This is a genomic window from Methylobacterium sp. E-046, assembly GCF_022829625.1.
In the GTDB taxonomy this organism is placed as follows: domain Bacteria; phylum Pseudomonadota; class Alphaproteobacteria; order Rhizobiales; family Beijerinckiaceae; genus Methylobacterium; species Methylobacterium longum.
Window position 1 is genome coordinate 1 of record NZ_JAKSYP010000183.1, and the last position, 22,663, is coordinate 22,663.

Below are 22,663 nucleotides of genomic sequence, written 5' to 3' on the forward strand. Positions count from 1 at the left end.
GGCACGCCGCGACGTCGCGGAGACCCCGCGGATCGCCGACGATCTGCTGGAGCCCGGCAGCGGCCGCCCGGGCCGCGAATCGCGCGGCGGACGCGAGTCGTCCGCGCGCCGGTCCGGCACGGAGCGCCCGACGGCTGAGGCCGGCGGAGAGGCCGACATCAAGACGAGCTTCATCGCGGCGGCCCGCCGGGCCGCCCAGGCCGCGCAGGCGGAACTGGCCGCGGAAGCGCCCGCGGAGCGCCGGGATGGCCGCGCCCAGAAGGCGACGCCGCAGGCTGCCGCTGAGGAGGGCCGTTTCGGCCGGCTGCGGGCCGAGATCGACCGGCGGCGCCGGCCGCTGCTGCTCGGCCTCGCCGCCATCGTCCTGGCGCTGGGGGCACTGCAGGCGATCAGCCTGCGCAGCCCCGAGGAGCCGCGGCGCGCCGCTCCCGTGAATCAGCCCGCACCCGCCCGCGAGGAGCCCGCCCGGGATCCCTCCAAGGACTCTTCGAAGGACGCCGCGAAGGACACCGTCAGGGACGACGCGAAGGAGGGCGCGAAGGAGGGTGCCAAGGACGCGCCGAAGGACGCCTCGGCAGCCAGACCGCCGGCGGCCGATCCGACGACCACGCAGGCCCTCCCGAACCCGCTCCCGGCCGAGGCCCGCCCGTCGGCGGTCAGGACGTCGGTGCCCCAGGTGTCCGGGATGGGCACCCTGCAGGGCGATCTCAGCACCCTGCCGCCGGCGCTGGCCAAGGTGAAGCTCGCCGCGCTGGAAGGCGACGGGACGGCGGTGTGGGATCTCGCGACGCGGGAGGCCGACGGCCGCGGCATGCCCCGGGATCTCGCGACGGCGACCAAGCTCTTCGAGAAGCTGGCCGTCGCGGGCTACGCGCCCGCCCAGTACAAGGTCGCCGGCCACTACGAGAAGGGATCCGGCGTCGTCCGCGACCTCGAGAAGGCCAAGCTGTGGTACGGCCGGGCCGCCGAGCAGGGTCATGCCCGCTCGATGCACAACCTCGCCGTCCTCCACGCGGAGAATCCCGGCGCCAACGGCAAGCCGGACTTCGCCACGGCGGCGTCCTGGTTCCGCCAGGGTGCCGAGTTCGGCGTCCGTGACAGTCAGTACAACCTCGGCGTCCTCTACGCACGCGGCCTGGGCCTCACGCAGGACCTCGTTCAATCCTACGCTTGGTTCGCCGCCGCCGCCGCCCAGGGCGACGACGACGCCGCCAAGAAGCGCGACGACGTGGCCAACAAGTTGAGCCCCGCCGACCTCGCCAGCGCGAAGAGCCTGGCGACCAGCTTCAAGCCGCGAAAGATTGACGCGGCGGTGAACGAGCCCCCGGCTCCGAAGGCGGGCGCATCCGCGCCGATGTCGCTCCTCGGTGCCCCGACGCCGAACGCCGTGGCCTTCACGGCGCCGCCGCGGCGTACTTAACCTGCGGTGGTACGCCGCCGGGCTCCCGGCGTCGGGCCTCCGCACCGAGCTTGACCGCCGTGCCGCGATGCGGGAACGCTCCGCCCGGGTTGGCATCAGGCCGAAATCGGATTGCACGGTACGCCGGCCCACACCGCTTCTCGGAGGATGGATGGCGAGCCGGAACCAAGTGCCGATCAGCGCCATCGTGCTCGGCGTGGCCGGCCTGATCCCGTTCCTGGGATTCGCCGCGCTCGCGGTTTCGGGGACGGACGGGGGCCTGAGCAGCATCGGGCTGTCGCCGCGCACGATCCTGTCCGCTTACGGTGCGGTGATCGCCTCGTTCCTCGGCGGGATCCGCTGGGGTGCCGCGGCGGCGCGCAACGCCGGCAACGCCGACTACGTCCTGGCGATTTTCCCCTCGCTCGTGGCCTGGGCCGCGCTGGCCGCACCCGCGCCCTGGGACCTGCGCGTCCTGGGCGGTCTCGTGCTGGCCTGGGGCCTCGTCGACCAGGACCTGCCCCGCCGCGGCCTCGCGCCGCTCTGGCTCGGCCGGCTGCGCCTGGTGCTGTCCGGCGTCGCCGGCGCCGCCCTTCTCGTGGCCGCCTGAGGGCGAACCGCCGTCCCGAGGAACGGCGGGCGTCCGGGACGCCCGCCGGTTATCATTGAGACCGACGCCTCAGGCGCCCATCGCGGCCTTCAGATTCTGGTCGACCCGGTCGAGGAAGCCCGTGGTGGAGAGCCACTTCTGATCGGGTCCGACGAGGAGCGCGAGATCCTTGGTCATGTGGCCGGCCTCGACGGTGTCGACACAGACCTTCTCCAGGGTTGCCGAGAACTTCGCGAGATCGTCGTTGCCGTCCAGCTTGGCGCGGTGAGACAGGCCCCGGGTCCAGGCGAAGATCGAGGCGATCGAGTTCGTCGAGGTCTCGCGGCCCTTCTGGTGCTCACGGTAGTGCCGGGTGACGGTGCCGTGGGCGGCCTCGGCCTCGACGGTCTGCCCGTCCGGCGTCATCAGCACCGAGGTCATCAGGCCGAGCGAGCCGAAGCCCTGGGCCGCGGTATCGGACTGCACGTCGCCGTCGTAGTTCTTGCAGGCCCAGACGTAACCGCCCGACCACTTCAGGCAGGAGGCGACCATGTCGTCGATCAGCCGGTGCTCGTAGGTGATGCCGAGGGGCTTGAACTTGGCCTCGAACTCCTCCTCGTAAACCTTCTGGAACAGGTCCTTGAACCGGCCGTCATAGGCTTTGAGGATGGTGTTCTTGGTCGACAGGTAGACCGGGTACTTGCGCGCCAGGCCGTAGTTCAGTGACGCCCGGGCGAAGTCGATGATCGACTGGTCGAGGTTGTACATCGACATCGCGACGCCGGCCTCGGGGAACTTGAACACCTCCTTCTCGATGACCGTGCCGTCGTCGCCCTCGAACTTGATGGTCAGGCGGCCCTTGCCGGGCACCTTGAAGTCGGTGGCGCGGTACTGGTCGCCGTAGGCGTGGCGGCCGATCACGAAGGGCTGGGTCCAGCCGGGCACGAGGCGCGGCACGTTCTTGCAGATGATCGGCTCGCGGAAGATCACGCCGCCCAGGATGTTGCGGATCGTGCCGTTGGGCGAGCGCCACATCTCCTTCAGGCCGAACTCCTGCACCCGCTGCTCGTCGGGCGTGATGGTGGCGCACTTCACGCCGACGCCGTGGCGCTTGATCGCCTCGGCGGCGTCGACCGTCACCTTGTCGCTGGTGGCGTCGCGGTGCTCGACCCCGAGGTCGTAGTACTCGAGGTCGACGTCGAGATAGGGATGGATCAGCTTGTTCTTGATCTCGGCCCAGATGATCCGGGTCATCTCGTCGCCGTCGAGCTCGACGACGGGGTTCGCTACCTTGATCTTCGCCATGGACCGTTGCCTTCTCGCGTTGTTCCCGCACACGGCCTGCAAGGGTCGTGCGGTCGCCTGCCCAAGACCGTTGGGCCAGACCGTCGGGTCGGAATCGCTCCGCGACATAGCGCGGCCCTTCCGGCGACGAAAGGCGCGCACTGTCATCCGGGCGGCTTCGTCACCCGGCCCTCGACGGGCCGGGCCCCGTCATGCCAGAGGGCGGCCATGACGAGCCGCGACGCGCAGGGCGAAGCCCCGAGGACAGTCACCGAACTCCCGCCGGGGATCGCCCCCGCGGTGATCCTCGTGGAGCCTCAGCTCGCCGAGAATATCGGCATGACCGCCCGCGCCATGGCGAATTTCGGCCTGTCGGAGCTGCGCCTCGTCAACCCGAAGAACGGCTGGCCGAAGAAGGGCGTGCGCGAGGCGGCCTCCGGTGCCACCCACGTGCTGGACCGGGCGACGATCCACGGCAGCGTCGCCGAGGCGATCGCCGACCTCACCTTCGTGCTCGCCACGACGGCGCGCGAGCGCGGACAGATGAAGCGCGTCTTCGCGCCCGAGGACGGGATGGCCGAACTCGTCGCTCGGGAGGGGCAGCGCTGCGCCGTCATGTTCGGCCGCGAGCGGGTGGGGCTCACCAACGACGAGGTGTCCCTCGCCGACGCGATCGTGACGTTCCCGGTGTCGCCGGATTTCCCGTCGCTGAACCTCGCGCAGGCGGTGCTGCTGATCGGCTACGCGTGGCGGCAGGCCAGCGGCCGGGCCCGGCTGCCGTTCTCCGGAGAGCTCCTGTCCCCGCCCGCGACGCGGGAGGCGCTGATCGCGCTGTTCGGGAGCCTCGAGACCGCGCTCGACGCGGCCAAGTTCTATCCCCCGGAGAAACGCGACATCATCGCCCGCAATATGCGGGACATGCTCCACCGCATGAGCCTGACTGAGCAGGACGTGCGCACCTTCCGCGGCGCGCTGCGGGCCTTGACGCGGAAGGGCGGCTGATCAGCCGGAGGCGGGCTCCATATCTGGCGGCTTGCCGCCGCCGAAGCAGCGGCCGACCGCGTCCCAGAAGGCAGCCTGCTCCTCGGCCGTGCACTCGGCCATCCGTGCCTCGACCTTGGCGCGACCGGCCACCGCGTCGGGTGTCGCGGCGACGTCCGCCTCGCTCGGGTTCATCGCCTCAGGCATGGGCAAACCTCCGTTGCGGGACGAAAGCCCGAGCTGGACTGTGGTTCCGTTCCGCTGTGCAATCGGGCATGGAGACGACGACGATTGCTGGCGCCGTCCGTCGGCGGGGAAGAGGGCGGTGTATCGGGTGCGGCTCAGCGTGGACAATCTGGCCTGCCGCCGCTCCGGGCGCCGCATCTTCTCCAACCTCTCCTTCACCCTCGGTCCCGGTGACGCCCTGGCGGTCACCGGCCGGAACGGTGCGGGCAAGTCGAGCCTCCTGGCCATCCTCTCGGGCCGGCTGCGGCCGGATGCCGGGGGAATCGCCGTCGCCGATGTCGGCGAGGCGAGCCTGCCCGAATGCCTGCACGCTGTCGGGCATCGCGACGGGCTGAAGAGTTCCCTGACCGCGGGGGAGAACCTCCTGTTCGCCCAGAGGCTCCTGGGCGCGCCGCGCCTGACGCCCCGCGACGCGCTGGAGCAGCTCGGCCTCGTTCACGCCCACGACCTGCCGGTGGCCTATCTCTCGGCCGGCCAGCGGCGGCGCGTCGCCCTGGCGCGGCTCCTCGTCTGCGCCCGGCCGCTCTGGCTCCTGGACGAACCCACCGCCGCCCTCGACACCGCCTCGCAGGCGGTTCTCGCCGGCCTGATGGAGCAGCATCGGGCCGGCGGCGGCCTCGTGATCGCCGCGACGCACCAGTCGCTCGGTCTCGCTGACGCCGCGGAGTTGCGCATCGATCGGGCGGCCGCGGCGCCGGTCGCGGACGCGCTGGAGGATTGGGCATGATCCGGGCCGTCCTGGCCCTGATCGCCCGCGACCTGCGCCTCGCCGGCCGCGTCGGCGGCTCGGGCGCCCTGTCGCTGGTCTTCTTCCTCATGATCGTCGCCCTGGTGCCGTTCGCGCTGGGGCCCGACCTCAACCTGCTGTCGCGGATCGGCCCGGCGATCCTGTGGCTCGCGGCCGTGCTGGCGACGCTGATCGGCCTCGATCGCCTGTTCCAGGCCGACGAGGAGGACGGCTCCCTCGATCTGATGACCGCCGCGCCGGTGCCCCTCGAACTCGTGGTGCTCGGCAAGGTGGCGGCGCACTGGCTGACCACGGGGCTGCCCCTGGTCCTCGCCGCGCCGCTCTTCGGGCTCCTCGTCGCCCTCGACGGCACCGCCATGGGCGCCACCTCCCTGACGTTGCTGGCCGGGACGCCGGCCCTGAGCTTCATCGGCGCGGTGGGGGCGGCGCTGACCGCTTCGATCCGCCGGGGCGGCCTGATCCTCGCCGTGCTGGTCCTGCCACTGATGATCCCGACGCTGATCTTCGGCGTCTCGGCCGCTCAGGCGGCGAGCGGGGGGACGGTGCCGTTCCTGGTGCCGCTGGCGGTACTGGCCGCGCTGACGCTCATCGCCGCCGTGGTCGGGACGCTGGCGGCCGCGGCGGCGCTGCGCTGGCCGGAGTGAGATTTTCGCGGCAGGCACAGCACCGCCGCTCTGAAGATCTGGGCCTGCAACACCTGGAACATCCACCCCCTAGGGTATTTAGCCATGGATGTTGCAGGATAATCCCGTCACGTATCAAGGCCTACAGGTCGACAGACCGATTAAAATCCAAGATGATCATCGCATAAAATATAGATTTTAGTCTTAATCAATCCGCTGTTGTACTTAACGGCTAGCCTGCGGGATTTATGGGATCAACGAGACGTTTCATGAGAGATGATGTGGGCGCATACCAATCTTCATAGAGAGACGACAATCCAATTACTAATGCTTCTGCTTCTAAAAATTTTCATCGAATCCAGATCGGGCTACGGACCTGGCGGATCGGTCCTCAGCTTTGGCTGCGATCCTCAGGTCCGACGGAGCCGCCTTCGGCAATAGGCCGGGACATCGAAGCAACTTCTTCTGCATAACTGGACTCGACGGGATTCCGGCACGTCTCGGCGGGCTACCGATGATTCGAACCACGCCCCGAAGTCACCGCTTCCCGCACCCGCTGCCCGCCCTCCGGCGGACCCCCGGGTTAATCGGACGAGTCTCAGGGCTGGCGCCGCCAAGTTACGCGGATCGGCTCGATCTCCGGAGCGAGGCCCGCCAGGACGTGGCGAAAGACGGCTGTCTCGCCCGACGCTCCGTCCGGTTCGATCCCCTCGACGCTCCCCGGCATGACGGCGCGACATTCGCGGCGGATCCGGAACGAACCACGCGACAGCACAGGTGGCGATCCGACGGTCGCGCTGTTCCTGACCAGGAGCGTGTTGCGCCGCGTTGACGCGCCCGACGCCCGTGACTATAGAAGCCGCTTCGCCGAGGGGCCGCGCTTTCGCGCGCGCTGCGTCTCGGCCATCGCCAGACAACCTGACGCGACGACCGATTTCCGGCCCAGCCGGCCCGTCGGCATCGCCCGACGAAGAGAACGAGGATTCCATGGCCAACACCGCTTCGGCCAAGAAGATGACCCGCAAGATCGCCAAGCGTACGGCGATCAACCGCTCGCGCCGCTCGCGCATGCGCACCTTCGTCCGCAAGGTCGAGGAGGCGATCGCCACCGGCAACCAGCAGGACGCGCTGACCGCCCTGCGCGCCGCCGAGCCCGAGATGATGCGCGCTGCCCAGCACGGCATCGTTCACAAGAACAACGCCTCGCGGAAGGTCTCGCGTCTCGCCGCTCGCGTGAAGGCCCTCGCTGCCTGAACCACCCGCACAATCCAGACGGTTTCAAGCCCGGCCTTCGCGCCGGGCTTTTTCGTGTCCGCATCCCGGCGGCCTCCTGTTCGGCGGCGCGGAGCCGTGACCGGAACCGTTAACCCTGTTGAAGAATCGCCGCGATTGCGGAGTCCGGGTGTGCCGTGTAGCTTAACAGAAACTGACACGGCCCAAGACAAACACACCGAATTCGGGACTCAAACGAATCGTTCTGATTCGCCAAGACTCTAGCACCCGTGTTGAGCGCCCTCGAGAACACTTGCCGATGAGGCTCCCCGCCATCCCCGCAAGTCCCAGTGTTAAAGAAACTGTAGGTAATTGTTGATAGGCTCTCTCAATCGGCAAAAGTTCTCCGTGGAGGGGTTGACTCCATGAGACGAACTCTGTCCCGCCCAAGTCTGCGGGACGCTGAGGGCGTAATTCGTGCGTACGCGCGGCCTGCGGGACTCCGTGGGCAGCGTCGGGAGAGCCAGTGATGCGTGTCGACGGAACGGTGGCGAGCGACGACGATGGGGGCCGCAACGGCGGCGGCGTGGATTACGGGTCTGCCTGGGCGCGGGTGAAGCGCCGGCTGCGCGCGGAACTCGGCGAGGACGTATTCGCCAGCTGGTTCGCCCGCCTGGAACTTGAGGCGGTCGCCGGAGGCACGGCCCGGCTCACGGTTCCGACCCGCTTCCTCAAGAGCTGGATCGAGTCGCACTACCTCGATCGCGTGCTGAACACCTTCAAGGCCGAGGTCGAAGAGATCGCGCGGATCGAGGTCGGCGTGCGTGGCACCGGCGCCCCGGTCCGGCCGGTCGCCGTCGGAGCGTCCAAGCCGAGCCCGGCCAGCGGACCGCTGGCCCGGCTCCACGCCGCCGGCGCCCCGGTCCCGGTGGCCGCCATCGCTTCGGTCCCGGCCGAATCCCGCGGCGCCGAGGCCGGCGGAGATCTGAGCGGCACGCCCCTCGACGCGCGCCTGACCTTCGCGAGCTTCGTCATCGGGCGCTCCAACGCCCTGGCCCACGCCGCCGCCGAGCGGGTCGCCGCGCATCAGGGGGAGGGGGCGCTCTACAACCCGCTCTATCTCCATGCCGGCGTCGGCCTCGGGAAGACGCACCTGCTGCACGGCATCGGCCATGCCGCCCGCGAAGCCGGGCGCCGCGTGATCTACCTGACCGCCGACCGCTTCATGTACGGCTTCGTCAACGCCCTGAAGACGCAGTCGGCCCTGGCCTACAAGGAGCGCCTGCGCGGCATCGACCTGCTGATCCTCGACGACGTCCAGTTCATCCAGGGCAAGTCAATCCAGGCCGAATTCGGCCACACGATCAACGCGCTGATCGATGCCGGCCGGCAGGTCGTCGTCGCCTCGGACCGGCCTCCGACCGAACTGGAGGCCCTCGATGAGCGCGTGCGCTCGCGCCTCGGCGGCGGCCTCGTGGTCGAGATCACCGCCCTCGACGAGGCGCTCCGCGTCTCGATCCTGTCGGCCCGTCTCGCGACCGTTCGGGCGTCCCATCCGGGCTTCGACGTCTCGCCGCAGGTGGCCACCTACGTGGCCCGCGCCATCACGGCCAACGGCCGCGATCTCGAGGGCGCGGTGAACCGCCTCCTGGCCCACGCGACGCTCACCGGCACCGCCGTGACGATGGAGACCGCCGAGAGCGCGATCCGCGACCTCGTGAAGAACCGCGAGCCGAAGCGGATCAAGATCGAGGACATCCAGAAGCTGGTCGCCTCGCGCTACAACGTCTCGCGCTCGGACATCCTGTCGGAGCGGCGCACCGCCGCCGTGGTGAAGCCGCGTCAGATCGCCATGTACCTCTCGAAGGTGCTGACGTTGCGCTCGCTGCCCGAGATCGGCCGCCGGTTCGGTGGTCGCGATCACACCACCGTGCTCCACGCCGTTCGCAAGATCGAGAAGCAGATCGGCGAAGATTCGGTGCTCGGCGATGAGGTCGAGCTGCTGAAGCGGATGCTGCAGGACTAGCCGGAAGCCGTGTCCCGCTGGGATCGAGACGCCCCGGAAACGGGCGGACTTCGTCCCGCAGGGCCCGGAGGCGCCGCCCGGTCGCACGTGATCGCGCCGCAGCTGTGTCATCACCTTGAGGCCGCCGCGGCCGTCGCGCGCCCTTCGCCGGCTCCCTCGAACGGGGCTGGCCGAGGGCGCGCGCGCCGTGGCAGACTGGCGCGGACGGAGACGGCCCTGTAAGGCCGCGTCGCCGACAGGCGAGAACCGACGCCCCGGGGAAGTGCTGATGACGGATGCCTTCATCTACGATCACGTCCGCACGCCGCGCGGGCGCGGCAAGGCGGACGGCTCTCTGCACGAGGTCACGGCGCTGCGCCTGGCCGAGACGGCCTTGCGCGCCCTCAAGGATCGCAACGGGCTCGACACCGGCCTCGTCGACGACGTGATCCTGGGCTGCGTCGATCCGGTGGGTGAAGCGGGCGGCGACATCGCCCGCGCTGCGGCGCTGGTGGCCGATTACGGCGCGCATGTCCCGGGCGTGCAGATCAACCGGTTCTGCGCCTCCGGCCTCGACGCCGTGAATTTCGCCGCCGCGCAGGTCATGAGCGGCCAGCACGAGATGGCGGTGGGCGGCGGCGTCGAATCGATGAGCCGCATCGGGATCGGGGCCTCGGGCGGCGCCTGGCCGGTGGATCCGGCCATCGCCATCAAGTCCTACTTCATGCCGCAGGGCGTGTCGGCCGACCTGATCGCCACCAAGTACGGCTTCACCCGCGACGATTGCGACGCCTACGCAGTCCGCTCCCAGGAGCGCGCGGCGAAATCCTGGGCCGAGGGCCTGTTCGACGGCTCCGTCGTGCCCGTGCGCGACGTGAACGGCATCACGCTGCTGGATCGCGACGAGCACATGCGGCCCGGCACCGACATGCAGTCCCTGGCCTCGCTGAAGGCGTCCTTCGTGCAGATGGGCCAGATGGGCGGCTTCGACGCCGTGGCGACCGACGCGCACCCGGACGTGGAGAGCGTGGATCACGTCCATCATGCCGGCAACTCATCCGGCATCGTCGACGGCGCGGCCGCCGTGCTGATCGGCTCCAGGGCGGCCGGCGAGGCCGCGGGCCTGCGCCCGCGCGCCCGGATCCGGGCCTTCGCCAATATCGGCTCGGACCCGGCGCTGATGCTCACCGGCCCCGTGGACGTCACCCGCAAGGTGCTGGCGAAATCGGGGCTGAGCCTGTCGGACATCGACCTGTTCGAGGTCAACGAGGCCTTCGCGGCAGTGGTCCTGCGCTTCTGCCAAGCCTTCGACCTCGACCCCGCTTCGGTGAACGTCACCGGGGGCGCCATCGCCCTCGGACATCCCCTGGGCGCGACCGGCGCGATGATCCTCGGCACGGCCCTCGACGAGTTGGAGCGGACCGGCAAGGAGCGCGCGCTGGTCACGCTCTGCATCGGCGCCGGCATGGGCACGGCCACGATCATCGAACGGGTCTGAGGGTCGTTCGGATACGGCCCCGAGTGCCGGAGATGCGGCCATGCCGGCGGCGTGTGCCGGGATCACCCTTGTGGGGGAGCGGCGGCACGCCGCTCCCCAAAGTCCAGGAACGCTGCTAGAGGCGCGGGCGACGATCGGCCCGCCACCGGGCCGGACGATAAAACCACGGGAGACAAGCCCTTGAACCGCCTGATCGCGACGCTGTGCCTCGGCGTCACCCTGAGCCTGCCGCTGGCAGCCCGCGCCGACGAGGCCGCGGACCGCCTCACCGCGGCCACGACCCTCGTCAACAAGACCCTGATCAAGAATCTCCAGACGGGCTTCAACGTCGCCCTGGAGAAGACCGTCGCGCCGATGCCGGAGGCCCGCGCCGAGGCCGTGCGCAAGGAGCTGCTGGCCGAGTTCGAGAAGCAGCGCGGCATCATGATCGAGGGGCTGTCGAAGGACTACGCCGAGAAGTTCAGCCTCACCGAGCTGAAGCACCTCGACGAGATCTACTCGGATCCGACATACCTCAAGTTCCAGACGATGAACGCCGACCCGAGTTCGTCGGTGACGGCGATCTCGCAGAACTCGGTCACCAAGCTCCTGAACATGCTGGCCGTGGCCTCGGCGACCGACAATACCCCACAACCGGGTCAGCCGCCGGTGCCGCCCTCCGCGGCCCCGGCCCAGAAGTAGACCGGTGATCGCCGCGCGCGCCCCGTTGGCCTCAGGCCGCGCGCGCGGCCGTCGGGCTGAACCCGGCAACGGGCGGCAGGGCCTCCAGCATCGGCTTGGCGAAGAGATAGCCCTGCACGAGCGCGATGCCGAGGCCCCGCAGGACGTCGAGCTCCGCCGCGGTCTCGACGCCCTCGGCGAGCACCGTCACGCCCAGGTCCCGGGCGATCGCTACGACGCCCGAGACGATCGCGTGGCGACCGGCATCGGTGTCGATGCCCCGCAGCAAATCCATGTCGATCTTGATCAGGTCGGGACGGAAGTTGGCGAGCAGGCTCAAGCCCGCGAAGCCGGCGCCGAAATCGTCGAGCGCGGTGAGGAATCCCTGCTGCCGGTAGGCGGCGACGATGCGGGTCACGTGCGCGATGTCGCGGAACCGCTCCTGCTCGGTGAACTCGAACATGAGACGGCGATGCGAGAAGTCGACGCGCCGGGCTGCTTCCAGCGAGGCGCGGATGCAGGCGACCGGTTCGTAGACCGCATTCGGCATGAAGTTGATCGAGAGCCGCGTCACGCTGTCTCTCGGGAAGAGGCGTCCGGCGAGCTCGATCGCCCGCACGCGGGCCGCCTGATCGAACTGATAGCGATTCTCGTCCGTGACGCGGTCGAGGACCGTGTAGGCCGGCTCGCCACTGGGGCCACGCACCAGCGCCTCGTAGGCCCAGACGGACCCGTCCGTGAGGTCGAGGATCGGCTGGAAGGCCATCGTGAAGTCGAAGTCGAGGGTGGTGCCGGCGCGGCAGGCGCGGCAACCGAGGTCCTTCGTCATGTGCGGCGTCCGTCGGTGCCCCCCGACCGGCAGACCGTGCCGGCCTGCGCTCTACAGAAGCTTAATGCGAACGCATTGGTATCTCGCCAACGCTCTTTTGGGAGGACGGCACCGTGACGCTGACCGATTTTCGCTTCGAGACCGATCCCGACGGTATCGCGGTGGCGACCTGGGACATGCCCGGCCGCTCGATGAACGTCATCACCGAAGGGGTGATGGACCAGCTTGAGCAGATCATCGAGCAGGTCGCGTCCGATCCGGCGATCAAGGGCTGCGTCGTCGCCACCGGCAAGGACAATTTCTCCGGCGGCGCCGACCTGACCATGCTCCAGGGCCTCGGGCGGGCCTACGAGCAGCTGAAGGCCGAGCAGGGCGAGGAGGTGGCGATGCGCCACTTCTTCGAGGCCTCGCGCCGCCTCTCGCTGCTGTTCCGGCGGCTCGAGACCTGCGGCAAGCCGTTCGCGGCGGCGATCCAGGGCCTGTGCCTGGGCGGCGCCTTCGAGCTGGCGCTGTCGTGCCATCACCGCGTCGCCTCCGACGACGGCAAGACCCGGGTCGGTCTGCCGGAGATCAAGGTCGGCCTGTTTCCGGGCGGCGGCGGCACGCAGCGGGTCGCCCGGCTGATGCAGACCGGCGACGCCCTCCAGATGCTGTTCAAGGGCGAGCAGATCCGCGCGCCCATGGCCAAGGGCATGGGGCTGATCCACGCCGTGGCCCCGCAGGCCGAGATCGTCGCGCGAGCCAAGGCCTGGATCCGCGAGGGCGGCTCCGCGGTGGCGCCGTGGGACGTGCCGAAGTTCAAGGCACCGTCCGGCAAGGTCTACTCGCCGGCCGGCATGATGATCTGGCCGCCGGCCAACGCGATCTACCGGCGTGAGACGCACGACAACTACCCGGCCGCGAAGGCGATCCTGGCCTCCGTCTACGAGGGTCTGCAGCTGCCGATGGACCTCGCCCTGCGGGTCGAGAGCCGGTACTTCGCGCATATCCTGCGCTCGACCGAGGCGGCGGCGATGATCCGCACGCTGTTCATCTCCATGGGCGAGCTGAACAAGGGCGCGCGCCGGCCGAAGGACGTGCCGGCCACGAACCTGCGTCGGGTCGGCGTGATCGGCGCGGGCTTCATGGGCGCGGGCGTCGCCTACGTCACGGCGCAGGCCGGGCTCGAAGTGGTGCTGGTGGACCAGTCGGTGGAGGCCGCCGAGAAGGGCAAGGCCTACGCCCATTCCCTCATCACCGGGCAGATCAACAAGGGCCGCGCCAAGACCGCCGACCGGGATGCCCTGCTCGGCCGGATCACCGCGACGGCGGATTACGCCGACCTGGCCGCCTGCGACCTCGTGGTCGAGGCGGTGTTCGAGGATCCGACGGTGAAGGCCGAGGTGATCCAGAAGGTGGAGGCGGTGATCCGTGCGGACGCCATCTTCGCCTCCAACACCTCGACGCTGCCGATCACGGGCCTCGCCAAGGGCTCGCAGCGCCCGGCGCAGTTCGTCGGCATCCACTTCTTCTCCCCCGTCGAGAAGATGATGCTCGTGGAGATCATCAAGGGTGAGGCGACCGGGGATGCGGCGCTGGCCACCGCCCTCGACTACGTGCGGCTGATCAAGAAGACCCCGATCGTCGTGAACGATGCCCGCGGCTTCTTCGCCAACCGCTGCGTCGGCGCCTACATCCTCGAAGGGCACAAGATGCTCGCCGAGGGCGTGCCGCCCGCGATGATCGAGAGCGCCGGCCGCCAAGCGGGCATGCCGGTCGGGCCGCTCTCGCTCAACGACGAGGTCGCCCTCGACCTCGTGCTCAAGATCGCCAAGGCCACCGAGGCGCAGGTGGGGCAGGGCGCCGTGGATCCGGCGCAGAAGGCGATCCTGGCCGAGATGGTCGAGCATCAGGGCCGCCTCGGCCGCAAGAACCGCAAGGGCTTCTACGACTACCCCGAGGGCGCGCCGAAGCGCCTCTGGCCCGGCCTGAAGGATCTGCAGCCGCACCGCCTCGATCCCGACGCCGTCGACTTCAGCGAACTGAAGCAGCGGCTTCTAATGGTCCAGGCGCTGGAGGCGGCCCGCACGGTGGGGGAGGGCGTGGTCACGGATCCGCGCGAGGCCGATGTCGGTTCGATCCTCGGCTTCGGCTTCGCGCCGTTCACCGGGGGTGCCCTGTCGTATATCGACTTCATGGGCGCGGCGGCTTTCGTGGATCTCGCCCGGGCGCTGGAGGCCAAGCACGGACCGCGCTTCCGGGTGCCCGACAACCTGGTTGCCATGGCCGAGCGCGGCGGCACGTTTTACGCGGATGCCGAGAAGCGGGCTGCCTGAGCCGGGGGGCTGAAGCGTCCGAACGCTTCAGCCCCCGCGTCGTCCCGCGGCCGTTGCGGAGCCGGCCGGGACCTGCACGCGGATTCCGGCCGGGCGGGCTCTCCGGCACGCCGTCCGGATCCGCCCGATCAGGCCGCGCCGGCGACCCGCGCCTTGCCGCCGAGCATGCGGGCCAGGAGCACGACGTCGGCCGCGTTGTCCGAGAGCAGGTCGGTGATGTCGCCGACTTCCAGCGCCTTCACGTGGCGGCAGCGCACGCCGTAGCGGCCGGCCGTGCAGGTGCAGCGCAATTGCGGGCCGCCCGCCTGCTCCTCCAGGCTCACGTGGTAGCGATTGCCGGTCGATCCCCGCATGGCGAAGCGCAGCGCGGCGGGGGCTTCGGGGAAGGCCGCCATCGCCCGTCCGCTGATCGCGCCCGGCACGCGGCGGGGCGCGGGCGGGCCGCCGGTGGCCCGCGTGAGCGGCAGGCCGATCGCCGCCGCGAGGGCGTGCACGTCGGCGGCGTCCCGCTCGCGCATCGCGGCGAGCGCGATCTTCGCGCAGGCATAGGCGTCCTCGCCGGCATCGTGGTGCTCAAAGCGGATCCCGAGGCGTCGGGCCACCTTGCCGAGGCCGCAGCCTTCCGGCGCCGGGAAGACCCGGCGGGCGACCTGGACCGTGCAGAGATAGGTGAGATCCGGCACGGCCACGCCGGCCCGCGCCAGACCGGCCCGCAGCACCCCGATGTCGAAGCTCGCGTTGTGCGCCAGGATCAGGCCGCGGCCGAGATCGCCCAGGTAGGGTGCCATCACGGCCGCGAAATCCGGTTTGCCGGCGACATCGGCCGGCAGGATGCCGTGGACCCGGATGTTACCGGGTGCGAAGCGCATCTCGGGCGGCCGGATCAGGTGGCTCTCCCGGCGCACGACCCGCCCGTCCGCGATCCAGGCGAGACCGACCGCGCAGGCGCTGTCGCGCCGCTCGTTGGCCGTCTCGAAGTCGAGGGCCAGGACCGTCATCGCGGATCGACCGTGCCGGGTGGGAGTTCTCGGGGCGTTCTCCCGCAGGTCTAAGCCGGCCGGACTCGGGCTTCAACCCTGTGCCACGATCCCGAGCCAATCGTCCTCGGACACCACCCGGACCCCGTGCTTCTCGGCGTCCTTCAGCTTGGATCCGGCGCCGGGACCGGCCACCACCAGATCGGTCTTCGCCGAGACCGAGCCCGAGACCTTCGCGCCGAGGCGCTCGGCCACGGCCTTGGCCTCGTTGCGGGTCATCTTCTCCAGGGTGCCGGTGAACACCACCGTCTTGCCCGCGAAGGCCGAGGCCGCGGCGGGCCGCTCCATCGGCACGACCTCGATCTCCTGGAGCAGGGCCGCGACCGCCCCGGCATTGTGCGGCTCGGAGAAGAACAGGATCAGCGCGTCGGTGGCCACCGGCCCGATCTCGCCGTCATCGGCGAACAGGCGGTAGGCATCCCCGGGGCTCTGCTCCGCGGCGCGCGCCACCGCCGCCCGCACGGCGTCCCCGTCACCGTAATGGGCCAGCAGGTTCTCGCGCTGGATCGCGCTCACGCGGGCTCGCTCCTTGGCCGGCCCTCCGTCATCCTCCGGAAAGCCGAGATCGAGCAGCCTGTCCCGGGTCGTCCCGCCGACGCGGGGTACGGCCGTCAGCTCGACCCAGTCGGGTCCCGGCTGCGCCGCGGCGGCCGCCCGGATCGCCGCGATGAGGGCCGGCATGTCGGCGAAGCGCTTCGCCAGGGCCTTCGCGGTCGATTCACCGATCTGCGGGATCCCGAGAGCGAAGAGCAGGCGGTTCATCGGCACCGCGCGGCGCGCCTCGACGCCCGCCAGCAGGTTCTTGATCGCCTTGTCGTCCTCCTCGCCCTTCTTCTTGGCGGCCTTCCTGGCGGGCTCGGCCGCCCCGGCCTCCGCCCTCCGTTCGGCCGACAGCGCCTCGCGGCGCGCCACGATGGCGGCCTTCAGCTGCTCGAAGTCGAGCCGGAACAGGTCGGCGGGCTGTCGCACCAGTTCGGCCTCGAACAGCACTTCGACATAGGTCTCGCCGAAACCCTCGATGTCGAAGCCGTTGCGCGAGACGAAATGCTTCAGCCGCTCGACGCCCTGTGCCGGGCAGATCAGCCCGCCGGTGCAGCGGCGCACCGCGTCCGGCCGGCCCGTGCGCGGGTTGACGGCGCGCACGGCCCGGCTGCCGCAGGCCGGGCAGGTCTCCGGGAAGGCGTAGGGTTGCGACCCCGCGGGACGCTTCGTCAGATCGACGTCCATCACCTTGGGGATGACGTCGCCGGCCCGCACCACCGTCACCGTGTCGCCGATGCGGATGTCCCGGCCGTCGCGGATCGGCTCGCCGTCGCCGCCGACGCCCTTCACGTAGCCCTCGTTGTGGAGCGTGGCGTTGGACACCACCACGCCGCCGACCGTCACGGGCTTCAGTTTCGCCAGGGGATTCAGCGAGCCGGTGCGGCCGACATTGATGACGATGTCCTCGACGGAGGTCGTCGCCTCCTGGGCGGCGAACTTGTGGGCGAGCGCCCAGCGGGGTGATCGCGACACGAAGCCGAGCCGCTTCTGGAGTGCGAGGTCGTCGACCTTGTAGACGACGCCGTCGATGTCGTAGCCGAGCCCGGCCCGGTCGGCCTCGATCCGCCGGTAATGGTCGAGCATTGCCGCCGTGTCGGTGAAGGTCTCGGTCCGGGGATTCACCGGCAGGCCCCACGATGCGAATCGCTGCAGGGTCCCGGACTGCGTCTCGGCGATGGGTGCGGAGAGCTCGCCCCAGGCATAGGCGAAGAAGCGGAGCGGCCGGGACGCGGTGATCGCGGGATCGAGCTGGCGCAGGCTGCCGGCGGCGGCGTTGCGCGGGTTGGCGAAGAGCGCCTTGCCGGCCGCCTCCTGCCGGGCGTTGATGGCGGCGAAATCGGCGTGGGACAGGTAAACCTCGCCGCGCACCTCGCAGACCTCCGGCCATCCGGACCCCGCGAGCGTCTCCGGAATGTCCTGCACCGTGCGGGCGTTGGCGGTGACGTTCTCGCCGACCTCGCCGTCGCCCCGGGTGGCGGCGGTGTCCAAGTGGCCGTCGACGTAGCGGAGCGAAAGGGACAGGCCGTCGATCTTCGGCTCCGCCGTGAAGGCGAGGGGCGCATCGTCCGGCCAGCCGAGGAAGCGGCGCACGCGCGCCACGAACTCGGCCACCTCCGCGTCGTCGAAGGCGTTTCCGAGAGACAGCATGGGCACGGCATGCCGGACCTTGGCGAACTTCTCCGACGGCTTGGCGCCCACGGAGGTGCTGGCTGCCCCCGTTCCGGCGAGATCGGGGAAACGGGTCTCGAGCGCCTCCATGCGCCGACGCAGGCGGTCGTACTCCGCATCCGAGATCTCCGGTGCGTCCTCCTGGTAGTAGAGCCGATCGGCTTCCAGGATCGCGTCGGAGAGGCGCGCGTGCTCGGCGCGCGCCTCCTCGGCGGTGAGGTCGAGATCGGACGGATCGGATTTCGCTGCGGCCATGGCGGGGTTCTAACGCATCGGCGGCCCACGGGGAGTCGGCCGGGGCCCGGCATCCCCGCTTCCCTCAGGGCGAATCCCCGAGCAGGTCGTTGCGGCCGGCCAATCGGAAGGCCGCCAGGAATACGGCGGCCACGAGGGCCGCGACGGCGTGCAGCGCCAGCATGGGGGCGATCCAGCCGGCGAGGGCGGTGCCGACCACCGAACCGAGGTTCATCGTCGCCATGTAGACCTCGAACTGCGTGGCGGCCCCGGCACGCCCGCGGCTCGCCTGAAGGAGGGCCGGCATGAGCGCGACGATCAGCAAACCCGGCAGCATGTTGGTGAGCGCCAGGATCAGCGGGCCCGCGGGCCCGACGAGACCGAGGCCCAGGAGCGCGCCGGCGAGGAGGAAGGTGCCGGCGCTGGCCAGCAGCAGGGCGCGCAGCGGCCGGACCGGCCCGGCCCTGTCGGACCAGACCCCGATGGCCAGAGCCCCGGCCGTACCGCTCGCGAGCGCCAGGACGGCCTGGAGCCGCGACAGGGCGGCGGGGTCCCAGCCTTGACCCTGAAGCAGATCGATCGAGAACGGCAGCTCGAACAAGCCGAGGGCGCAGTCGAGGCCGAAGCAGAGGGCGAGGAGCCTCAAGGCCCGTGGCCGCCGGAGGGACACGGAGAGGCGCAGCAGGAAGCGCCGGACGGACAGAGGCCGCGGCGGCGCCCCCCGCCGGCTGAATGCCACCAGCGCGTCGGCGCGTCCCTCCCGGATCAGCAGCATCGGCAGGCTCGCCAGGACCGCGGTGGCGAGCAGCCAGCGGCTGCTGACCGCGATCCCGGAGGTCGCCAGCAGCCCCCCGAACAGGGCGGCGCTGAGGCTGGTGCCGACCACGAATCCGGCCCGCGTACAGGCGCTCACCCGTCCGAGTTCGGCCGGCGGAACGTGGTCCATGATCATGCGGTCGCAGGCGGTGTCGAGGAGCGCGGCGAACAGGCTGTGGATCAGGAAGATGAGGCCCAGCCAACTGATCCGGTCCGTGCCCGGCAGAAGCAGAAGCGCCAGGGTCGCGTGGCATCCGAGGATCGCCGCGACGGCGAACGGCCTGCGCCGTCCCATCCGGAAGTCGCCGGCACGGTCGATCAGCGGTCCCCACAGGATCGGCTGCAGGGTCCAGGGCAGGCCCGCCAGCGCGAAGTGAAACCCGATCTCGGCCGCCGACACCCCCTGCACCGCGAGGTGGTTGGCGAGGGCCGTCAACGAGAAGCCGGCGACCACGCCCTGGTAGAGGTAGGTGGCGAAGAAGACGCCGTAGCGGGCACGGCGTCCGGCGAGGCTCGGCCAGCCGCGAGCGGCTTCGATCAGGCTTGCCGCTCGGAGCGCGATCAAGCCGAACGGCCCTTGCCGGCCCGCTCACGACCCACGATGGTCCTCATGCCGTCTTCACCGGGTCCATTCGCGCCGTGCCACGTCCCGACGATGCTAGCCCGTGCGTCCGGCCCCCGCGAGGCGTCGCGTGAGCGCGGCCGAGGTTTGGGTCGTCGACCTCGCGTCGTCGCCGGACCGGCTCGACCTCTGCGCCAGCATCCTCGACGATTCCGAGTGTGCCCGGGCGGATCGGTTCGCGCGGGCCGCGGATCGCGCCCGCTACGTGGCGAGCCACGCCGCGCTCCGGCTGATCCTCGCGGATCGGCTGGACCTCGATCCCACCGAGATCCGCTTCGCGACCGGGTCGGGCGGCAAGCCGTGTCTGGCCGGCGCCGCACGCGGCGTCCTCGCCTTCAACCTCTCGCATTCCGCAGATCGGGCGCTGGTCGGCCTGACGCCGGGCGCCGCGATCGGCGTCGATGTCGAGGTGGTGCGCCCCCTGCCGGATGCCGAGCGGATCGCGCGAACGCATTTCGCCGCCGACGAGGCCGCCGCCCTCGCGGCCCTTCCGGCGGACGCGCGCGCAGCGGCCTTCTTCGACCTCTGGACCCGCAAGGAGGCGGTGGTGAAGGCCCTCGGCACCGGCCTGTCTCTGCCCCTGGACCGGTTCAGCGTATCGCTCCCCCCGGCGGCGCCGCGGCTCCTGCGCGGCGCCCGGAGCGACGCCCGGATCGAGGCCTGGACCCTGGCGACGCTCGATCTCGGTCCGGCCTACGCCGCCACCGTCGCGGTTCGGTCGGCCGACGCAGCCGTCTCCTGCCGGGCATGGGCCGCGGACTGGCCGGATCGTCTCAGCTGAAACCGGCAAAACCGCGCTTGCGGCCCGGGGAAGGCACGGCTATACACCCGTCGCCGGCCCCAGCGGACACGCAGGGCCGCCTTCGGAGTGTAGCGCAGTCTGGTAGCGCACCACGTTCGGGACGTGGGGGTCGCAGGTTCAAATCCTGCCACTCCGACCAATCTTTCCCGAGATTCAGCATCATCCCGGCACTGACCGCCGACCGCTCCTTCGCGTGAAGGGCGGCACCTGGCGCATCAGGCTGTGCGAAGCGGGCCCTGGAGTGCGATCGACATCCGGCCCGCCGATGACGGATTGCTCTGTTCGCTCGTCTGATACTCCGCCAGCCGCGGCGCGGTCAGGTTGCGCAGTTCATGGAGCAGCGCCGCCTGCGCGGGCTCAGCCGAGAAGGCGTGATCCGCGTCGGCGATGACGCGGACGGGCTCGCCCAGGATCGCGGCCGCTTCGTCCAGGGAACCGAGCTGGGTCCGAAGATCGACCAGGCCGAGGTCGCCGGCACTGTAGATGACGACGAGCCTCGCTCCGCGGCGACGCACGTCGGCGATGCGCGCGCTGATCGATCGCGATCGTTCGTTCGACCCGGCGGGTTTGACGAACTTGTCGATCAGCCGCGCGGTGCTGCGCCGCGCGAGGGACCGGACGATCTTGCCGACCGGCGCCGCCCCGGTCAGGAGCCGCCGCCAAGTTCCCCATTTGAGCAACATGGCGGCGTAGGCCGAGATATGTCGGGCCGGCTTGGCGCCGTACGACTCGCCGCCGTGCGTCAATTCCCAATCGAAGCAGTACAGATTGATCAGGACCGCGGCGGTGATCCTGGGATCCTGGCAGATGGCGTGGAAGGCCAGATAGGCACCGTTGCAGGCGCCGACGACGATGACGGGCCGTGCCGTGTCCTCGGTGAGGACGTCGATGGCCGCGCGGAGGTCGCCGACGGCATCGAGCTTGTAGAGCGGCGACTCGCCGTCCGGCCGGTCGGCACTATCCCCGACCCCGCGGAGGTCCATCCGCAGCGAGGTCACGCCGAAGCGTGCGAGGGTCCGGGCCAGTGTCGTGGTGTGCCGGCCGTGGCCGGAATGCACGAAGGCGCCCAAGTTGACGAAGAGCACGGCGGGGGTTCTGGGCAGCACGGCCGGGGGCTGGCACCGGATGCCGAACAGTCCGTTCCCGAACCGAAGGGGCGCCTCGCTCCATCCCGCGCCGGTCATCGTCGTGTCCGCTGCCGGCGGACAGAGCGACCGGCCCGGTCGCTCCGCAGCATCCTCGGAGACGAAGTCCAGGATCCGCGTGCGCGTCGCCTCCGGCATGCTGCTCTGATGCGCATCCGTCAGAAGGCAGCCGAGCCTGGGGAATTCGCCGGCTTCGGCCCGGCTGCCCTGCTGCGTGAACTTGGCAGCGAGGTGTGCCAGATCGGGGCCCAGAAGGAGGATCCGGGGCGCCGGCGGCCGCGCAGCGCGGCAGAGATCGATCTGCGCCACATCCTCCTTCAGGTCCGCGTTCACGCTGAAGCCACCCACGGATAACAGGCCCGGCCGCTTCACCAGGGGGGTACCGTCCGGCTCGATATCGACGAGGCGCGCCTGCATCTCCATCTCGCGCAGATAGGCGCGGCCCCGCGTGAACGGCGCGAGGAGGACCAGCCGGTCGACACCGCCTTCCGCCGCGACGAGCGCCGCCAGCGTCGCCCCGAAGCGCAGGCCGACGAGGACGATCTCCTCCGCCTTCGCCTCGTCCCGCAGGACGCGAACGGCCCCGCGGATCGCGTCACAGGCGCTGGCTAGTCGTACGGGCGTGTCTTCCGAGTCGCCTTCACCCGGATAGTCGAAGCGGGCAACTGCGCAGCCCGCGGCCGCGATCCCTTCACTGAGGTCACGCCACCAGCGATGCACCGTATGCTGTTCATAACCGAATGTCCCGCAGAGCACGACGCCGCGGTTATTGCGACCGGCGCCGTACCAACCGAAATTTCCATCCAGCCAAAACGGTTTCATGGTATCGAACATGCGATGAAATTTTGAAAATTGTAAATTTTGGACTGGTCGGCCGTCAATGCGGCGAATAATAAATAATCGGTGTTGTGAAGACGTAGGGCTACCTAAGTAGATTCACGAAAATTTGCCGATCACGGGGTCGAGCGCGGGCTCCCTTGAGGGCCGGGTGCTCCATGACCGGACGATCGCGCCGACCCTTCCCCCGCGGCCGCCATCGCGAGGCCTGCGCGGTCGGACGGGGTGGGGCGCCGCTCGGCGCTGAAAGGTCCGTGACGCCGGCCCGGAGTTGGGCTGGGGCGGGGAGGCGCATGCCGCCGCAGAAGCGGGGTGGAACTCGTCGCAAGTGTCTCCAACGAGCCCCCGCGCTCGGCAGCGCCATCCGCACCTCTTCACGTCGACGCGGCGGGCGGATCGGAACGCAGGACTCGACAGCGCTCGCCGCGGACCGGCGCGGACCAACGGGCGCGACCCGGGGCTCGAAGATCGACGGGCAGACCCGATGGCGCGGCAGCAGCGTCGCCCTCTGCCCCATCGCCGACGCGTTTCCTGCGACAGCACCGCGGCGAGCGTCTATGGCTCCCGCTC

At 70.3% G+C, this 22,663-nt stretch carries 18 protein-coding genes and 1 tRNA gene; 12 read left to right on the forward strand and 7 right to left on the reverse strand.

What is annotated here, in order from left to right; all coding sequences use genetic code 11:
• Both MKK82_RS18315 and MKK82_RS18320 read left to right on the forward strand, forming a co-directional pair.
• Positions 1 to 1,420: tetratricopeptide repeat protein (locus MKK82_RS18315; RefSeq protein WP_279603111.1), on the forward strand; the 1,420-nt coding region annotated here is incomplete at its 5' end.
• Between the two features lie 151 nt (positions 1,421 to 1,571).
• Positions 1,572 to 2,009: a DUF3429 domain-containing protein gene (locus tag MKK82_RS18320; protein ID WP_238292232.1), complete on the forward strand. Its 438-nt coding sequence runs from the start codon at positions 1,572 to 1,574 to the stop codon at positions 2,007 to 2,009.
• A 69-nt stretch (positions 2,010 to 2,078) separates the two neighbouring features.
• On the opposite strand, the gene MKK82_RS18325 is transcribed toward MKK82_RS18320, so the two are convergent.
• Positions 2,079 to 3,293: an NADP-dependent isocitrate dehydrogenase gene (locus tag MKK82_RS18325; RefSeq protein WP_238292230.1), complete on the reverse strand. Its 1,215-nt coding sequence runs from the start codon at positions 3,291 to 3,293 to the stop codon at positions 2,079 to 2,081.
• A gap of 207 nt (positions 3,294 to 3,500) precedes the next feature.
• Between MKK82_RS18325 and MKK82_RS18330 the strand changes: the two genes are divergently transcribed.
• Complete coding sequence (locus MKK82_RS18330) at positions 3,501 to 4,274, forward strand: RNA methyltransferase (RefSeq protein ID WP_238292228.1); 774 nt, start codon at positions 3,501 to 3,503, stop codon at positions 4,272 to 4,274.
• On the opposite strand, the gene MKK82_RS18335 is transcribed toward MKK82_RS18330, so the two are convergent.
• Positions 4,275 to 4,460 (reverse strand): hypothetical protein, encoded by a 186-nt coding sequence (locus tag MKK82_RS18335; protein WP_238292226.1) that lies wholly within the window; start codon positions 4,458 to 4,460, stop codon positions 4,275 to 4,277.
• A 127-nt stretch (positions 4,461 to 4,587) separates the two neighbouring features.
• Between MKK82_RS18335 and ccmA the strand changes: the two genes are divergently transcribed.
• From ccmA to MKK82_RS18365, 6 genes are all read left to right on the forward strand, one after another.
• Complete coding sequence (gene ccmA / locus MKK82_RS18340; protein WP_238292224.1) at positions 4,588 to 5,226, forward strand: heme ABC exporter ATP-binding protein CcmA; 639 nt, start codon at positions 4,588 to 4,590, stop codon at positions 5,224 to 5,226.
• On the forward strand, positions 5,223 to 5,891 hold the full coding sequence (gene ccmB / locus MKK82_RS18345; RefSeq protein WP_238292222.1) for a heme exporter protein CcmB: 669 nt from the start codon (positions 5,223 to 5,225) through the stop codon (positions 5,889 to 5,891). The genes ccmA and ccmB overlap by 4 nt, the downstream gene beginning before the upstream one ends.
• A gap of 966 nt (positions 5,892 to 6,857) precedes the next feature.
• Positions 6,858 to 7,124, forward strand: a complete 267-nt coding sequence (gene rpsT / locus MKK82_RS18350) for a 30S ribosomal protein S20 (RefSeq protein ID WP_238286305.1) — start codon at positions 6,858 to 6,860, stop codon at positions 7,122 to 7,124.
• 487 nt (positions 7,125 to 7,611) lie between these two features.
• On the forward strand, positions 7,612 to 9,108 hold the full coding sequence (dnaA, locus tag MKK82_RS18355) for a chromosomal replication initiator protein DnaA (RefSeq protein ID WP_238286306.1): 1,497 nt from the start codon (positions 7,612 to 7,614) through the stop codon (positions 9,106 to 9,108).
• A 268-nt stretch (positions 9,109 to 9,376) separates the two neighbouring features.
• Positions 9,377 to 10,585 carry an acetyl-CoA C-acetyltransferase gene (locus tag MKK82_RS18360; RefSeq protein ID WP_238286308.1) on the forward strand — a complete coding sequence of 403 codons (1,209 nt, stop codon included), beginning with the start codon at positions 9,377 to 9,379 and terminating at the stop codon, positions 10,583 to 10,585.
• Positions 10,586 to 10,765: 180 nt separating this feature from the next.
• A complete protein-coding gene (locus tag MKK82_RS18365) occupies positions 10,766 to 11,266 on the forward strand; it encodes a hypothetical protein (RefSeq protein WP_238286310.1) in 501 nt (166 codons plus the stop codon).
• A gap of 31 nt (positions 11,267 to 11,297) precedes the next feature.
• On the opposite strand, the gene MKK82_RS18370 is transcribed toward MKK82_RS18365, so the two are convergent.
• Positions 11,298 to 12,074 (reverse strand): EAL domain-containing protein, encoded by a 777-nt coding sequence (locus MKK82_RS18370; RefSeq protein ID WP_238286312.1) that lies wholly within the window; start codon positions 12,072 to 12,074, stop codon positions 11,298 to 11,300.
• 113 nt (positions 12,075 to 12,187) lie between these two features.
• On the opposite strand from MKK82_RS18370, the gene MKK82_RS18375 reads away from it, so the two are divergent.
• The gene (locus MKK82_RS18375) at positions 12,188 to 14,389 is read left to right on the forward strand and encodes a 3-hydroxyacyl-CoA dehydrogenase NAD-binding domain-containing protein (RefSeq protein WP_238286313.1); all 2,202 of its coding nucleotides are present in this window, start codon (positions 12,188 to 12,190) and stop codon (positions 14,387 to 14,389) included.
• Positions 14,390 to 14,517: 128 nt separating this feature from the next.
• Here the strand turns inward: MKK82_RS18375 and MKK82_RS18380 are convergent, their stop codons facing one another.
• The 3 genes from MKK82_RS18380 to MKK82_RS18390 form a co-directional block, all read right to left on the reverse strand.
• Positions 14,518 to 15,387, reverse strand: coding sequence for a 3'-5' exonuclease (locus tag MKK82_RS18380; RefSeq protein WP_243986439.1), 870 nt, complete (start codon positions 15,385 to 15,387; stop codon positions 14,518 to 14,520).
• 72 nt (positions 15,388 to 15,459) lie between these two features.
• On the reverse strand, positions 15,460 to 17,892 hold the full coding sequence (ligA, locus tag MKK82_RS18385; RefSeq protein ID WP_238286315.1) for an NAD-dependent DNA ligase LigA: 2,433 nt from the start codon (positions 17,890 to 17,892) through the stop codon (positions 15,460 to 15,462).
• 64 nt (positions 17,893 to 17,956) lie between these two features.
• The gene (locus MKK82_RS18390; RefSeq protein WP_238286316.1) at positions 17,957 to 19,252 is read right to left on the reverse strand and encodes an MFS transporter; all 1,296 of its coding nucleotides are present in this window, start codon (positions 19,250 to 19,252) and stop codon (positions 17,957 to 17,959) included.
• 127 nt (positions 19,253 to 19,379) lie between these two features.
• Between MKK82_RS18390 and MKK82_RS34225 the strand changes: the two genes are divergently transcribed.
• Both MKK82_RS34225 and MKK82_RS18400 read left to right on the forward strand, forming a co-directional pair.
• On the forward strand, positions 19,380 to 20,090 hold the full coding sequence (locus MKK82_RS34225) for a 4'-phosphopantetheinyl transferase family protein (RefSeq protein WP_243986440.1): 711 nt from the start codon (positions 19,380 to 19,382) through the stop codon (positions 20,088 to 20,090).
• 83 nt (positions 20,091 to 20,173) lie between these two features.
• Positions 20,174 to 20,250, forward strand: a tRNA-Pro gene (locus MKK82_RS18400).
• Between the two features lie 76 nt (positions 20,251 to 20,326).
• Here MKK82_RS18400 and MKK82_RS34230 read toward each other — a convergent pair.
• Entirely contained in the window at positions 20,327 to 21,976 is a 1,650-nt protein-coding gene (locus MKK82_RS34230) for an alpha/beta fold hydrolase (protein ID WP_243986441.1), read from the reverse strand.
• Positions 21,977 to 22,663 lie beyond the last annotated feature (687 nt).

Excerpts from the sequence above, each read along its gene's own strand:
- MKK82_RS18320 (WP_238292232.1), top strand. The coding sequence starts at position 1,572 with ATGGCGAGCCGGAACCAAGTGCCGATCAGCGCCATCGTGCTCGGCGTG.
- MKK82_RS18325 (WP_238292230.1), bottom strand. The coding sequence starts at position 3,293 with ATGGCGAAGATCAAGGTAGCGAACCCCGTCGTCGAGCTCGACGGCGAC.
- MKK82_RS18330 (WP_238292228.1), top strand. The coding sequence starts at position 3,501 with ATGACGAGCCGCGACGCGCAGGGCGAAGCCCCGAGGACAGTCACCGAA.
- MKK82_RS18335 (WP_238292226.1), bottom strand. The coding sequence starts at position 4,460 with ATGCCTGAGGCGATGAACCCGAGCGAGGCGGACGTCGCCGCGACACCC.
- ccmB (WP_238292222.1), top strand. The coding sequence starts at position 5,223 with ATGATCCGGGCCGTCCTGGCCCTGATCGCCCGCGACCTGCGCCTCGCC.
- rpsT (WP_238286305.1), top strand. The coding sequence starts at position 6,858 with ATGGCCAACACCGCTTCGGCCAAGAAGATGACCCGCAAGATCGCCAAG.
- dnaA (WP_238286306.1), top strand. The coding sequence starts at position 7,612 with ATGCGTGTCGACGGAACGGTGGCGAGCGACGACGATGGGGGCCGCAAC.
- MKK82_RS18360 (WP_238286308.1), top strand. The coding sequence starts at position 9,377 with ATGACGGATGCCTTCATCTACGATCACGTCCGCACGCCGCGCGGGCGC.
- MKK82_RS18370 (WP_238286312.1), bottom strand. The coding sequence starts at position 12,074 with ATGACGAAGGACCTCGGTTGCCGCGCCTGCCGCGCCGGCACCACCCTC.
- MKK82_RS18380 (WP_243986439.1), bottom strand. The coding sequence starts at position 15,387 with ATGACGGTCCTGGCCCTCGACTTCGAGACGGCCAACGAGCGGCGCGAC.
- ligA (WP_238286315.1), bottom strand. The coding sequence starts at position 17,892 with ATGGCCGCAGCGAAATCCGATCCGTCCGATCTCGACCTCACCGCCGAG.